This is a genomic window from Collinsella bouchesdurhonensis, from assembly GCF_900155365.1.
Lineage (GTDB): Bacteria > Actinomycetota > Coriobacteriia > Coriobacteriales > Coriobacteriaceae > Collinsella > Collinsella bouchesdurhonensis.
Genome location: NZ_LT699738.1, coordinates 209,777 through 223,060, shown reverse-complemented (window position 1 = coordinate 223,060; position 13,284 = coordinate 209,777). Strand labels below are relative to the sequence as shown.

Genomic DNA, 13,284 nt, shown 5'->3' with positions numbered 1-13,284 from the left:
CACGCCCAAAGCAGAGAGGTTTTACTCCATGGATTTTATCAACACGATCGTCGAGCTGCTTAAAGATCCGCGTACGGCGATTTCTGCCTGGATCGCAGCGGGTCCGCTCACGGCCTATGGCTTTATCTTCTTGATTATCTTTATCGAGACTGGCGTGGTCTTCATGCCCTTTTTGCCCGGCGATTCGCTGCTGTTTGCAAGCGGCTGCTTTGCCGCCGACGGCAGCTTCAATATCTTCACGCTGCTCGCGGTGGCATGGTGCGCAGCGATTTTGGGCGATCAGTGCAACTTTATGATCGGCCACTTCTTTGGCAAGAAGATTATCGCTTCGGGCAAGGTCAAGGTCATGACGCCCGAGCGTATCGAAAAGTCCGAGGCGTTCCTCGACAAGTGGGGCCATCTGGCCATCTTCTTGGGTCGTTTTTTCCCGTTCATCCGCACGTTCGTGCCGTTTCTCGCCGGCGTAGGTGGCATGAAGTGGCATTCCTTCGTCCTCTTCAACGTGCTGGGCGGTATTACCTGGTCCACGCTCTTCACGCTGCTGGGATTCTTCTTTGGCGGCATTCCTTTTGTACAGGAGCATTTTGAGCTGCTGATCGTAGGTATCGTTGCCGTCTCGGTTGTCCCAACGGTTGTGGGCCTGCTCAAGGCAAAGTTTGGCAAGAAAAACGCGTAGGTTTTTGGAAAACCAATCGGTGTGAAAAAGATCCGCCATCGCTGGATGGCGGATCTTTTTGTTGCTAGCTTGGTGTGTGGCGTTTAGCTTGTGGTTACTGGATCTCACTCAGCTTCTGCGCAACGCGCCCTTGGACCTCTAGGTAGTAGACTTGGTCATCGGCAGACAGCGAGCTTTCGTCAACGTCATCAAATTTTTTCGACCAATCGCTGTACTGCTGCATCATCGATCCGTAGTCAGCAAGCATCGAGGTGGTGTCGTCTGAATCCTCGTACTTTTTCATGAACTCAACGTAGCTGTTCATAAACTGCTCGTAGCCGTCCATCAGGGCGCGGAAGTCGGACGAGGATGCAGCCGGAGTATCCTCGGGGCTATCAGCAGAGCTGTCGGTGGAGCTTTCGTTGCCTGTGTCGGCGGCCTCGACTCGGGGGAGGCGAGCTGCATTCGGTGAGTGCCGACCAAACATTGCGGCGGACGAGCTCTTGCCGCATCTTTTTTCGCACGAAGGGATCGGCTCCGTCGATTGTGACGAGTTCGGTAATGCCGTCTTCGCCGCGCGCGAGCACCTGCTCGACGCGATAGGTGTCGTCAAGGCTCATGGCATGCATGAGCTGGCTGCCGTTCAAGCCGCCCTCCCTTCATGGTAACTGGGCAAAAGCCTCAAAAATGATATGTCAACAACTGCTTTGTTTGTTCAGTTGGCAACTGAATCGCAAGGTGCGATGCAAGGGGCGATGGGGGACGCAGGTCGACACCCAGATAATTCTATCTGAGCGAATTTGTTCCCAGAAGCGTCCTTTCACCTAGACGGTAGAGCTCATCGTCGGTGCAGGCGCGACTCATGCCGTGTTTGATACACCAGATGACGATGGCGTCGCGGCGGTCCTTGCACCAGAGTTCGGCGACGCTATCGAGTCTTAGGAGGCGCTGCGTTTCGCAGAGTGTGCAGCCGATGCCGAGCGCCAGCATGATAGCGTGGTCGCGTCCTGGTCTGCTCTTGCCGGCGAAAATGTCGTACACCACTGTGGGATTGAGGCCCGATTCGCGCGCAACTTCGGACCTTTTGAGCCTGCGAGCATCGGTGAGCTCGCGAAGAAATTCCGTCAGCGTCGTGTTGACCGTCTCATGCGTATCGAGATAGCTTTCGACGCTCGAACTCGCGAGCAGCCGCTTGAGCAGGTCTTCGGTCAGGTGCTCTTTTTCCATGGTGACGGTCATATGCGGCTCTCCTTGCCGTTGCAACATCGGGATGCGTACCTTCAGTATAGAGATTGTTGCGGCCGCAACGTGCCGTGTGGCGGCGCTGGCGCTGGATAGCCGCATGACACCCCGTCCTCTCGATGAGTATTTGAACATCAATCCCTCATGAGGTGGGCGTCCTTGCTTGTACGGACAACTCCACGTGCGAAACGTTACGGTTGTATTTCGTTTGTCCTCAAACGAGAGAAAATGTGCCACAGGTCGGTGGTGGGAGTAGAATGCCCAACATGCGACCGTCTTGGCGAGAAGCCCACACATGTGCTGCAGGCATGCGTGGTCCAAATGCCGACGCGGCGCGTGGACTATTGCAAGAGAAGGAGCACAGTATGACCGTTGAGAAGAAGGATCTGGATTGGGGCAACATCGGCTTCAATTACATGCAGACCGACTACAGCTATGAGGCACATTGGAAGGATGGCGAGTGGGACGAGGGCGGCCTGACGACCGACCATACCCTGCATGTTTCCGAGTGCGGCGGCATTTTCCATTACTGCCAGGAGGTCTTCGAGGGCCTCAAGGCATATACCACTCAGGATGGCAGCGTCGTGTGCTTCCGCCCCGACCAGAACGCACAGCGCATGTATGACTCTGCCCAGCGCCTCGAGATGCCCCCGTTCCCTGTTGACCGCTTTGTCGAGGCCGTTAAGCAGGTCGTTACCGCTAATGCCGCGTGGGTTCCGCCCTTTGGCTCGGGCGCTACGCTCTATGTCCGCCCGTTTATGATCGGTTCCGGCAACGTGATCGGTGTTGCTCCTGCTCCTGAGTACACGTTCCGCATCCTCGTCACGCCGGTTGGTCCGTACTACAAGGGTGGCCTCAAGGCCGTCAAGCTGCGTATTTCCGATTACGACCGTGCTGCACCCCACGGCACCGGCAACATCAAGGCCGGCCTCAACTACGCTATGAGCCTCAAGCCTTCCGTCGAGGCTCACGCTCAGGGTTACGCCGACAACCTGTATCTCGATTCTGAGTCCCGTACCTACGTTGAGGAGACTGGCGGTGCCAACGTGCTGTTCGTCGACGGCAACACCCTTGTGGTTCCCAAGAGCCACACCAACTCCATCTTGCCCTCCATCACCCGTCGCTCCCTTGTGCAGGTAGCTCAGGACCTGGGCATGACCGTGGACGAGCGCCCTGTGGAGTGGGCCGAGGTCGCCTCAGGCAAGTTCTCCGAGTGCGGCATGTGCGGTACCGCAGCCGTCATCTCCCCGGTGGGCGAGATTGACAACAAGGTCTACGGCGCCGACGAGACGGTCGTTTTCCCCGCTGGCCATACCGAGTGCGGCCCGGTGATGAAGAAACTGCGCGAGACGCTCACTGGCATCCAGGATGGTGCCGTTGAGGATAAGCACAACTGGGTCTTCAAGGTCTGCTAAGGTACATTTACCAATAGCGTTTGCATGCTCGACCTCCGCCGGCGCAGGCCTGCGGGGGTCGTTTTGTTGAAAGGACAGCAATGAAGATCGATCGCAACGAGGTGGTTCGGCTGCTCGAGCGCCTCTCCAATGCCAAGGGTCCTTCGGGTTTTGAAGATGAGGTTATCGATGTGGTTCGCGACTTTTGTGACGGATGGGCCACGGTGGAAGAAAACACGCTGCGTGATGGCTTGATTGTGCCGAACGGCACGGGGCTTGACGGCGACCGCGCTCGTCCGCGCGTGATGATGGATGCCCATGGCGACGAAGTGGGCGGCATGGTGCGCACCATTCGCGCAAATGGAACTATGGGCTTTGTGACGCTGGGGCGTTTTCCCGAAGGGGCTCTTTGCGGCCAGGACGTGCTGGTGCGCAATGCCCGGGGCGAATGGCTGCACGGTACCATTGGCGTCAAGCCGCCGCATTTTACCAGTGCCGCCGAGAAAGCCGCCCATGTACCGCCCGAGATGATTCTCGACGTGGGCGCGACAAGTGCCGAGGAGGCACGCGAGCGCTTTTTCCTGCGCATCGGCGAGCCTTTTGTCGTGGCGACGCAGTTTACCTTTGATGTCGAGCGCGGCATCGCGGTGGGCAAGGCGTTTGACTGCCGCGCGGGCGTGGCGGCGATGCTGATCGCCCTGCGCGAGCTCGCTTCTCGCGACGACCTGTCCGTCGACGTGGTCGCATCCGTTTCCGCACAGGAGGAAGTGGGGGAGCGCGGCGTGGCGGCAGCGGCGCGGATGCTCGATCCAGATGTTGCGTACATGTTCGAGGGCTGTCCTGCAGACGATACCTTCTTGGCTCCCGATGAAGTGCAGACGGCGCTTCACGGCGGTCCTATGTTCAGACATTTCGACCGTTGCATGATCACGAATCCTCGCTATCAGCGCTTTGTGTTGGATGCCGCCGAGGCAGCGGGACTGCGCGTGCAAGAGAGCGTGCGAGAGGGCGGTGGCACCGATGGCGGTCTCGTGCATCTTATGGATGTGCCGTGCGTGGTTTCGGGCGTGCCCTGCCGATATATCCACACGGCTACCTCGATTTGCGCCATCGACGACGTGATCGAGTCGGCCCGTGTTGCCGTCGAGGTCATTTCGCGTATGACTCCCGAGGTTATTTGCGGCTTTTAATACCTCGTTTTGTTGGCGTGCGGCGCACAGAAGGTGCAAATGCATCCTTTACCTGCGCCGCATGCTGACGGGGGATTGCAAAAACAGGCGAGATTCAACATACTAGATATACCTCTTGCGCTCTGACGCAATCGCACATCAAATGAACCCATCCCCGCAAAAGGGGACGCAGAACCAGGGAGGAACCATGAAGCCTAAGCATCAGGCTATCGTTGCCGGACTCGCACTTTCGCTCACGCTGGGCGTGGCGGCACCTATTCCCATGTTTGCACAGACCGATACCGTCCAGCAGCAAGATATCGCCGGCAATGCCAACGCCGATCCCATCACTGATGTCGACGCAAAGCAGCCCGCTCCTTCGGATTACGATCCCGCCGATGAGTATTCGGAAGTCGTGGACCCTTCGCCTCTTATGACGCTCTCCTTGAATTCGATCATGGCGACGAGCTCCTCGAGCCTGCAGCCCAAGGCGCTTTCCTCTGAGATGAAGTACTTTGCCCAAAACGAGAGCGGCAGCAATTACAATCTGGGCTTTAGCTATGGCGACGGCTATCATGCCATGGGCTTCTACCAGTTTGATCGCCGCTATGCGCTCGTCGACTTCATGCAGGAGTGCTACAACTACAATCCTCAGAAGTACGGCATGTTCAAGGCGGTCATCGATCGCGGCAGCGAACTTAAGCGCGACGCCGATGACGTGATTTACGACAAAAAGACTCACAAGCTCACCGAGCTGGGCCAGCTTGCCGAGGATGCCTGGCATGCCGCGTATGCTGCCGATCCACAAGAGTTCTCGGCACTCCAGGATGCATATGGATATCAGGAGTATTACCTGCCGGTCGAGCGCATCGTGCGCAAGTACGGGCTTGACCTTTCGGGCCGTGCCGACTGCCTTAAGGGCTTGTGCTGGGGCATGAATAACCTGTTTGGCTCGGGTGGCTGCCAGAAGTTCTTCAAGATGGCCAATCTTTCCAACGATATGTCCGACGAACAGGCCGTGACTGCTATCTGCGATGCGTTGATCGATTACATGACCAACACGTCGACCAATCAGTATGCCGCAAGCTATGCGAATCGCTATGAGCGCGAAAAGAAGACGTGCCTGACATATCTAGCCCAGCACAAGACCGAAAACGATGCGAATAAAGACACATCTGGCTCGGGCTCTGATACGGGTTCCGACGTCGGTGCCGGTTCTGGTTCCGGTGCCGGTTCGGATTCCAACAATGGCTCGGGCTCCGGCACGGGCTCCGATAGCGGTACGGGTTCTGGCTCGGGCTCTACCGATCAGCCGTCTCAGGGCGAGGGCAGCGCGGGTGGTGGTTCTTCTGCTGCCGGTGGTACCGTCACGACGCCTGCGGGTGGCAGCACGACGGGCTCTCCGAACGCTCCTTCTACCGATATGGGTACGGGGTCCACATCTTCGCCGAGTACGGGCGGCGGTGCAGATTCCGGTGACGGCTCGACATCGGGCGGTAGCTCGAGCTCGAACGCTCCGAGTGGTACGCCCTCGGATAGCGCGGCTGGATCGAACGGTTCTGCCGATGCTGATGGAGACTCTGGCGATGATGCCGGAGATGCCAATGGCGGTGCGACAAACGGGGATACTTCTGACAACGGAGCCTCCTCTGGTGCAGGCACGCAGGGTTCGGGCTCCACTTCGCTGCCGAGCACGGACGGAAAGCCGGATGGCGGTAAAGACGGTGCCGATTCGAAAGACGATGGCGGCAAAGGCCAGGGAGACAAGGGCATCAACGGCCAGGGCAAGGCCATGGTCAAGGCCGGTGCCGACAAGGCCGATACGAAGTCGGGCGAGGTCGAGAAGCTTCCCGCGACGGCAGACGCCAGCACGATCGGTCTTGTGGTTTCTGCAGCGCTCTCGCTTTCGGGCGTTGGCGCCGTGGTGGCAGGCAAGCGCCGTTCGGCCGATAAGGTTCCCTTTGAAGATGGCTTTAGGGGCTAACGTATTTATCTTGTAACAATCGAGCGGGAGCGGGGTTGCAGCGTTGAGCTGCGGCCCCGCTGATTTTTAACGCTGTGTGTCGTTTTTTCTCCACTCGACTAAAGTAATTCCTTGCGTTTTACACTCCACTAGGCTAAAGTGAAACGCGTTACGAAAGAGGCCGGCGGTTTTGCGCGGGAAGCGCGAAGTTGCCGGCATTGCGATGAGATTGAGGATTACCCATGAATAAGAAGCGCTTTATGGCTTTTGTTGCATGCGCGTTTGCGCTTGTTGCCGCCTTTGCTCTGGTTGGCTGCGGTGGCACGTCTGCCCAGACGGCGGGCTCCGCTGCTGGCTCCGCTTCTGCCGGCAGCGATGATTCCGCAGACATCAAGACCCTGACGGTTGGCTTTGACCAGTCCTATCCTCCCTATGGCTTTGTGGGCGATGACGGCGAGTTCACCGGTTTCGATATCGAGCTTGCCACCGAGGTTGCCAAGCGTTGCGGCTGGGAGCTTAAGCTCGAGCCCATCGACTGGGATGCCAAGGACAGCCTGCTTAACTCAGGTGCCATCAACTGCATCTGGAACGGCTTTACCATGGAGGGCCGCGAGGACGACTATACCTTCTCCGATCCCTATATGCTCAACGGCCAGGTGATCGTGGTCAAGAAGGATAGTGGCATCAAGAGCCTGGACGACCTTGCCGGCAAGACCGTCATCACCCAGACCGACTCTGCCGCCGAGGACGTTTTGAGCGGCGATAAGGCCGACCTTGCCGCCACCTTTGCATCGCTCGAGACCATCGGCGACTACAACACGGCTTTCATGCAGCTTGAGTCCGGTGCCGTCGACGCGGTTGCCTGCGACCTCTCGATTGCCCAGTATCAGCTTGCCGCAAAGCCCGACGAGTACGTGCAGCTCGACGAGATGCTCTCCGAAGAGCACTATGCCGTGGGCTTCAAGAAGGGTGACGACGCCCTTGCCTCCAAGGTCACCGAGACCCTGAAGGAAATGGACAAGGACGGTTTTGTCAAGGACCTGTGCGAGAAGTACGCGGATTACGGCATTAGCTACGATAACTGGGTGCTTAAGTAAGGATTGCTTCATTCAGGGCGCCTGTCCGGGTGCCTCGCAATGGGTAGACTGTGCTCCCGATGTCGGCTGGTCGGCATCGGGAGTTGCGTGTCTATAGAAAGGTAGAGCATGGATATCACAACGATGTCGGGAATGTTGCTCTCGGGTTTTGGTACGACACTGCAGATCTTTGTGTTGACGCTCGTGGGATCGATCCCCTTGGCGGTGCCCGTGGCGCTTGCGCGTATGAGCAAGATTCGCCCGCTCGCGCTTCTTGCGCGCATCTACATCTCCGTTATGCGCGGCACGCCGCTGATGCTGCAGATGTTCGCTATCTATTTTGCGCCGTACTACGTTTTTGGTATCCGCTTAACGCCGGATTCCAAGTGGTACGCGTGCATCGTCGCTTTTATCATCAACTACGCTGCGTATTTTGCCGAGATTTACCGTTCGGGCATTCAGTCCATTCCGCGCGGTCAGTATGAGGCGGCCGAGGTTTTGGGCTATACCAAGGTGCAGACGTTTTTCCGCATCGTGCTGCCCCAGGTGGTCAAGCGCATCCTGCCGGCTATGGGCAACGAGGTGATCACGCTCGTCAAGGACACGTCGCTTGCCTTCGCAATTGGCGTGGCCGAGATGTTCTCGACCGCAAAGGCGCTTGTCGCCTCGCAGGTGAGCATGGTGCCCTTTGCCATTTCTGCAGCGTTCTACTGGGGCTTCAACTTCTTGGTCGAGGTCGCTATGGGCGCGCTGGAGAAAAAGCTCGATTATTACCACGACTGATAGGGGGCAACAATGACCGATTCCAATCGCTGCGCGGCTCCTGTCTTCTCGATGGAGCACGTGAGTAAATCCTTTGGCAAGACCTGCGTTTTGCGCGATATCTCGCTTTCGGTACGTCCTGGTGAGGCCGTGGCCATTATCGGGCCTTCGGGTGGCGGCAAGTCGACGCTGTTGCGCTGTGCCACCACGCTCGAGACCATCGATGCGGGGTCGCTGCGCTATGGTGACCTGACGGTCGCTTCTTCGGAGGGCGGTACGGTCACCTATGCCAAGGGGGCCGATCTTCGTGCGGCAAAGAGCCGCTTTGGTCTGGTGTTTCAGGGCTACAATCTCTTCCCGCACATGACGGTGATGCGCAATATCTGTGACGCTCCCATTGCCGTGCAAAAGCGCCCGCGTGCAGAGGTGGAGGCCCAGGCCCGGGCGCTTATCGCCAAGATGGGCCTTGAGGGCTGTGAAAACAAGGTTCCCTGTCAGCTTTCCGGCGGCCAGCAGCAGCGTGCAAGCATCGCACGCGCTCTGTGCCTCAATCCCGACATTCTCTTTTTTGACGAGCCCACCAGTGCGCTTGACCCCGAGCTGACGGGCGAGGTGCTCAAGGTGATACGTCAGCTTGCAGATGAGGACACGACGATGATCATCGTCACGCACGAGATGGCTTTTGCCCGCGACGTTGCCGATCGCGTGGTCTTTATGGATGGCGGCTTGATCGTAGAAGAGGGCTCGCCTGCCCAGGTGCTGGGCTCTCCGCAGCATGAACGCACCCGTGCGTTTCTTTCGCGCTATAGCGGATAGCACGCGGTTTGTGAGATAAAGACCAAGGCGGGGCGGTGACGCTAAACGTTGCCGCCCCGTTTGTTATTCACTGGTATCATGGGCAGCAGATTCGCTCGCAACCGAAGGGAGCTTCGTATGGAGGCTTACAAGCAAGAGTTCATCAAGTTCATGGTCGAGTCCGACGTGCTCAAGTTTGGCGAGTTTACGCTCAAGAGCGGCCGTCAATCGCCGTTTTTCATGAACGCCGGTGCTTACGTGACGGGCAGTCAGCTCAAGCGCCTGGGCGAGTACTATGCGCAGGCCATTCACGATAACTTTGGCGACGACTTCGACGTGCTGTTTGGACCTGCTTACAAGGGCATTCCCCTGGCCGTGGTGACCGCCATTGCCTATCACGAGCTGTATGGCAAGGAGGTCAAATACTGCTGCGACCGCAAGGAGGCCAAGGACCACGGTGCCGATAAGGGCAACCTGCTGGGTTATGAACCCAAGGACGGCGACCGTGTGGTGATGGTCGAAGACGTGACCACGTCCGGTAAGTCCATCGACGAGACGTATCCCAAGGTCAAGGCTGCTGCCGATGTCGAGATCAAGGGCCTCATCGTGTCTCTCAACCGCATGGAGGTCGGCAAGGGTGGCGTGACCACCGCGCAGAAGGAGATCGAGGCCAAGTACGGTTTCCCCGTCGCGAGCATCGTCTCCATGGCCGAGGTTGTCGAGGTGCTCTACAACCACGAGATCGACGGCAAAGTGGTTATCGACGATACCCTCAAGGCGGCTATCGACGCGTACTACGAGCAGTATGGCGCCAAGGAGTAGCATCTCTGCCCGTTGCTAATTAGATGTTGAGCGGACGTTCCGTATTCGGGGCGTCCGCTTTTTAATAACTGGTAAAGATCTAGGCCGCTCCTCGAATAATGTCCTGTCATCGCTTGTTGAGAGCAGGGGGTCTGATACATTCAAATCATTGTGTAAATGGGCTTGGGGGAACATGGAGAGTGCCATGGCGGGCCCGCGACCACGTTCGGAGGAACGATGAAGAAGAAACTCACGACGCTCGCGCTTATTCTGATCGCTGCGCTGAGCATGCTTGCGCTGTGCGCCTGCAACAACGGTCCTTCGTCGGAGGAGGTCATTCGAGAGGGCCTGTCCGGAGAGCTCGACACGATCGTCAACAAGAAGGGTGACGATTGGGATGAGATGATCAGCGACATTGAGGATGAAGCCGACCTCTCCCAGTTCGGTATCGATGCCGAGGAGTTCGTTAACGTTTTGTTTGATGGCTTTGATTACGAGATCACCTCGGTCGATGTCGACGAGGAAGACGATACCGCCGTTGCGCACGTGACGCTCACCTCTAAGTCCATGAAGGACGTGATGACGGCTTTGCAGCAGGCAGCCGATGACTTTATGGGCGATCCCAACAACTATGCAGGTTTGAGCGAGGACGAGCTTTACAAGAAGGTCGGCGAGCTGATGATGGATGCCATCCGTGGCGTCGAGACGCAGAATGTCGATGTGGATCTTGAGTGCGAGCGCGACGAGGACGGCAACTGGACCGAGGCCGATAGCGTTGCGGACGAGATTACCAATGCACTGATGAGTTAATCGCCAATCGATATCTTGCCTCTGGGGGCCGGGAATAATTCCCGGCCCCTTTTTGTTTGAAACAAAAACAAAACCTATCAACAACCCGAAAGACAAGAACGAAAAAGCGAAAGTAAGGGGTTGGTAAGCGCGCTTGGGACGAAGGCTTCGTTTGAGTGTGGGTACGGCATGGGGACACATGAGAAGCCCGGCTGCGCAGCTTTACCTAAACTGGCGGTGTGCGGTCTGAGGAAACGCTTACGAAACAATTAAAGCCGAGCTTGACTTCATTGAGCTAAAGCGTAGACTGCATAAATGCAACGTAGGGAGATGGGAATTCAACAGGGACCCATCGCTTTGTAGAGGAATGCCACAGCATGTTTATGAGCCAGCTACACATTATCAGCGTAATTATTATTTAGCGCGGGTTGGCGATAAACAGTCAGCCCGTGCCAAATGCGGGCGGCTGATAAAAGACGAGGGCCGTCGAATCGAAAATCGACGGCCCTCGTTTTTTATCGAAATCGAAAGTGTTGGGGAAACCTCAGAAGGAAGGATAGTATGAACGGAGTTGTAGTCATGCTCGTGTGCGCGGCGGTTCTCGCCTGCGGCTATCTCGGGTACGGACGCTGGTTGGCCAATAAGTGGGGCGTCGATAGGGAGGCCCTTACTCCTGCCAAGCGCATGAAGGACGGCAAGAACTTCTCGCCCGTCTCTGCATTCACCGCATTTTCGCATCAGTTCAGCTCGATCTGCGGCGCAGGCCCTGTCACGGGCACCATCGTGGCCATGGCTTTTGGCTGGCTGCCCGTTGTGCTGTGGGTGCTCGTGGGCGGCATCTTCTTTGGTGCCGTACATGACTTTGGCGCCCTGTATGCCTCGATGAAGAACAACGGCAAGTCGCTGGCCCAGCTCATCGAGAAGTACATCGGCAAGACCGGTCGTCGCCTGTTCCTCCTGTTCTGCTGGTTGTTCTGCATCATCGTCATCGCTGCTTTCACCGACATGGTGTGCGGTACCTTCAAGTTCACCCCGGTCATGGGTGCAGATGGCGTGGCTACCGCTGCTATCGACTTCACCAAGTCCTATGCCGCCGGTTGCGCAGGTACCATCTCCATCCTCTTCACCTTTGTTGCCATTGCTTTTGGCTATGCCCAGAAGAAATTCAACCTCACCGGTGTGGCCGAGTTCGCCACCGGCGTGGTGCTGATGGTTCTCATGTTCGCCGTGGGCATGCAGTTCCCGCTGTACCTCGATAAGTTCCAGTGGTTCGCCGTCGTTATGGTCTACCTGGTCTTTGCCGGTGCTATGCCCATCAGCGTGCTCAAGACCCCGCGCGACTATCTCACTTCGATCATGATGATCGTCATGATCGTCTGTGCCGTGCTGGGCATCTTTGTCCTGGGCGCTCAGGGTCAGGCAACCATCACCGCTCCTGTGTTTACCGGTTTCTCCACTGCTTCTGGCATGATGTTTCCCATCCTGTTTGTTTCCGTTGCCTGCGGCGCACTTTCCGGCTTCCATAGCCTCGTGTCCTCCGGCACCTCTTCCAAGCAGGTCGAGAAGGAGGCCGACGCCGTCAAGGTTGGCTACGGCGCCATGATCGTTGAGTCCTTTGTGGGCGTCCTCGCCATCGTTGTCGCCGGCATCATGTTCTCCTCGATGAATACCGCCGGTACCGGCACGGTGAACGTTGCCAACGGCGGCCTTGCCTCCACCCCGTTCCAGATCTTCGCTGCCGGTATCGCTCGCGGCATGACGGCTTTTGGCGTCGACCAGACCGTTGCCACCGTGTTCATGACCATGAACGTCTCGGCCCTTGCTCTCACCTCGCTCGACGCTGTTGCCCGCATCGCCCGCACCTCGTTCTCCGAGTTCTTTGCCAAGACCAATGACGCTTTGGCCATCAATGCCAAGACCGGCGTCATGAAGGTTTTGGGCAACCCCTGGTTCGCTACGGTTGTGACCCTGCTTCCCGGTCTTGCCCTGGCCTTTGGCGGCTATGCCAACATCTGGCCGCTGTTTGGTGCTTCTAACCAGCTGCTCGGCGGCATGACCATGATCACGCTCGCTGTGTTCTGCAAGTGCACCGGCCGCAAGGGCTGGATGCTCTACGTGCCTGTGGTGTTCCTGCTGGTATGCACCTTCACCTCTCTGGTGCAGAGCGCCCTGGGCTGCGTTGCCGCTATCCAGGCCTACGGTCTGTTTGGCTCGATCCCCGCAGCAACTGCCGGCGCCGCTGCGACGCCCGTGCTTGCCACCAAGGGCCTGCAGCTGCTCTTCGCCGTGTTGCTGATGGTCCTGGGCCTGATTGTTGCCGTGAACTGCCTGAAGGAGCTCTTTGGCAAGGAGGCTGGCTCCCTGCCCGACGAGGAGCCCGAGTGGACCGAGATGGGCCGCGCCGAGTATGGTCGCGCATCCGTTGAGGCTCCTGCCGATGGAGCTGCTCAAAACGCCTAATCGCGTCTGAGCGTACCTTTCGCACATCGTTATATTCGCCCGAGTGCTCTGCAGCCGCACTCGGGCGTTTTTTTATTTTGGCGATACGTGGTGCCGGGGTACGCCCAACTGCTTGCAAGGAGTCCTGTTGCGCCGCACTCCCCGTGGAATCGTTCGAGCAAGAAGCCTCGTTTAGATT

The 13,284-nt window shown here is 57.7% G+C and carries 13 protein-coding genes; 11 read left to right on the top strand and 2 right to left on the bottom strand.

All coding sequences use genetic code 11. The annotated features are described in order from the left end of the window. Positions 1 to 28: 28 nt before the first annotated feature. On the top strand, positions 29 to 676 hold the full coding sequence (locus tag BQ9843_RS01620) for a VTT domain-containing protein (protein ID WP_022387607.1): 648 nt from the start codon (positions 29 to 31) through the stop codon (positions 674 to 676). Positions 677 to 770: 94 nt separating this feature from the next. Here BQ9843_RS01620 and BQ9843_RS08830 read toward each other — a convergent pair whose 3' ends face one another. Continuing rightward, positions 771 to 1,142 carry a DUF6591 domain-containing protein gene (locus BQ9843_RS08830; RefSeq protein WP_075843607.1) on the bottom strand — a complete coding sequence of 124 codons (372 nt, stop codon included), beginning with the start codon at positions 1,140 to 1,142 and terminating at the stop codon, positions 771 to 773. A gap of 16 nt (positions 1,143 to 1,158) precedes the next feature. Here BQ9843_RS08830 and BQ9843_RS08825 point away from each other — a divergent pair, with 16 nt between their 5' ends. Further along, on the top strand, positions 1,159 to 1,323 hold the full coding sequence (locus BQ9843_RS08825; RefSeq protein WP_154665538.1) for a hypothetical protein: 165 nt from the start codon (positions 1,159 to 1,161) through the stop codon (positions 1,321 to 1,323). A gap of 118 nt (positions 1,324 to 1,441) precedes the next feature. Here the strand turns inward: BQ9843_RS08825 and BQ9843_RS01610 are convergent, their stop codons facing one another. Beyond that, a complete protein-coding gene (locus BQ9843_RS01610) occupies positions 1,442 to 1,894 on the bottom strand; it encodes a helix-turn-helix domain-containing protein (RefSeq protein WP_075843606.1) in 453 nt (150 codons plus the stop codon). Between the two features lie 311 nt (positions 1,895 to 2,205). Here BQ9843_RS01610 and BQ9843_RS01605 point away from each other — a divergent pair, with 311 nt between their 5' ends. The 9 genes from BQ9843_RS01605 (at position 2,206) to BQ9843_RS01565 (ending at position 13,106) form a co-directional block, all read left to right on the top strand. Continuing rightward, the gene (locus tag BQ9843_RS01605; protein ID WP_268258795.1) at positions 2,206 to 3,312 is read left to right on the top strand and encodes a branched-chain amino acid aminotransferase; all 1,107 of its coding nucleotides are present in this window, start codon (positions 2,206 to 2,208) and stop codon (positions 3,310 to 3,312) included. Positions 3,313 to 3,392: 80 nt separating this feature from the next. Next, positions 3,393 to 4,481 carry a M42 family metallopeptidase gene (locus BQ9843_RS01600; RefSeq protein ID WP_083647862.1) on the top strand — a complete coding sequence of 363 codons (1,089 nt, stop codon included), beginning with the start codon at positions 3,393 to 3,395 and terminating at the stop codon, positions 4,479 to 4,481. Between the two features lie 187 nt (positions 4,482 to 4,668). After that, a complete protein-coding gene (locus BQ9843_RS01595) occupies positions 4,669 to 6,444 on the top strand; it encodes an LPXTG cell wall anchor domain-containing protein (protein ID WP_075843605.1) in 1,776 nt (591 codons plus the stop codon). 221 nt (positions 6,445 to 6,665) lie between these two features. Then, a complete protein-coding gene (locus BQ9843_RS01590) occupies positions 6,666 to 7,520 on the top strand; it encodes an amino acid ABC transporter substrate-binding protein (RefSeq protein ID WP_075843604.1) in 855 nt (284 codons plus the stop codon). Between the two features lie 108 nt (positions 7,521 to 7,628). After that, on the top strand, positions 7,629 to 8,282 hold the full coding sequence (locus tag BQ9843_RS01585; RefSeq protein ID WP_022387614.1) for an amino acid ABC transporter permease: 654 nt from the start codon (positions 7,629 to 7,631) through the stop codon (positions 8,280 to 8,282). A gap of 12 nt (positions 8,283 to 8,294) precedes the next feature. Beyond that, a complete protein-coding gene (locus BQ9843_RS01580) occupies positions 8,295 to 9,077 on the top strand; it encodes an amino acid ABC transporter ATP-binding protein (RefSeq protein WP_075843603.1) in 783 nt (260 codons plus the stop codon). A 117-nt stretch (positions 9,078 to 9,194) separates the two neighbouring features. Further along, positions 9,195 to 9,878: an orotate phosphoribosyltransferase gene (gene pyrE, locus BQ9843_RS01575; RefSeq protein ID WP_022387616.1), complete on the top strand. Its 684-nt coding sequence runs from the start codon at positions 9,195 to 9,197 to the stop codon at positions 9,876 to 9,878. Between the two features lie 216 nt (positions 9,879 to 10,094). Further along, a complete protein-coding gene (locus BQ9843_RS01570; protein ID WP_022387617.1) occupies positions 10,095 to 10,667 on the top strand; it encodes a hypothetical protein in 573 nt (190 codons plus the stop codon). 540 nt (positions 10,668 to 11,207) lie between these two features. Then, positions 11,208 to 13,106: a carbon starvation CstA family protein gene (locus BQ9843_RS01565; RefSeq protein WP_040219784.1), complete on the top strand. Its 1,899-nt coding sequence runs from the start codon at positions 11,208 to 11,210 to the stop codon at positions 13,104 to 13,106. The last annotated feature ends 178 nt before the right edge of the window (positions 13,107 to 13,284 follow it).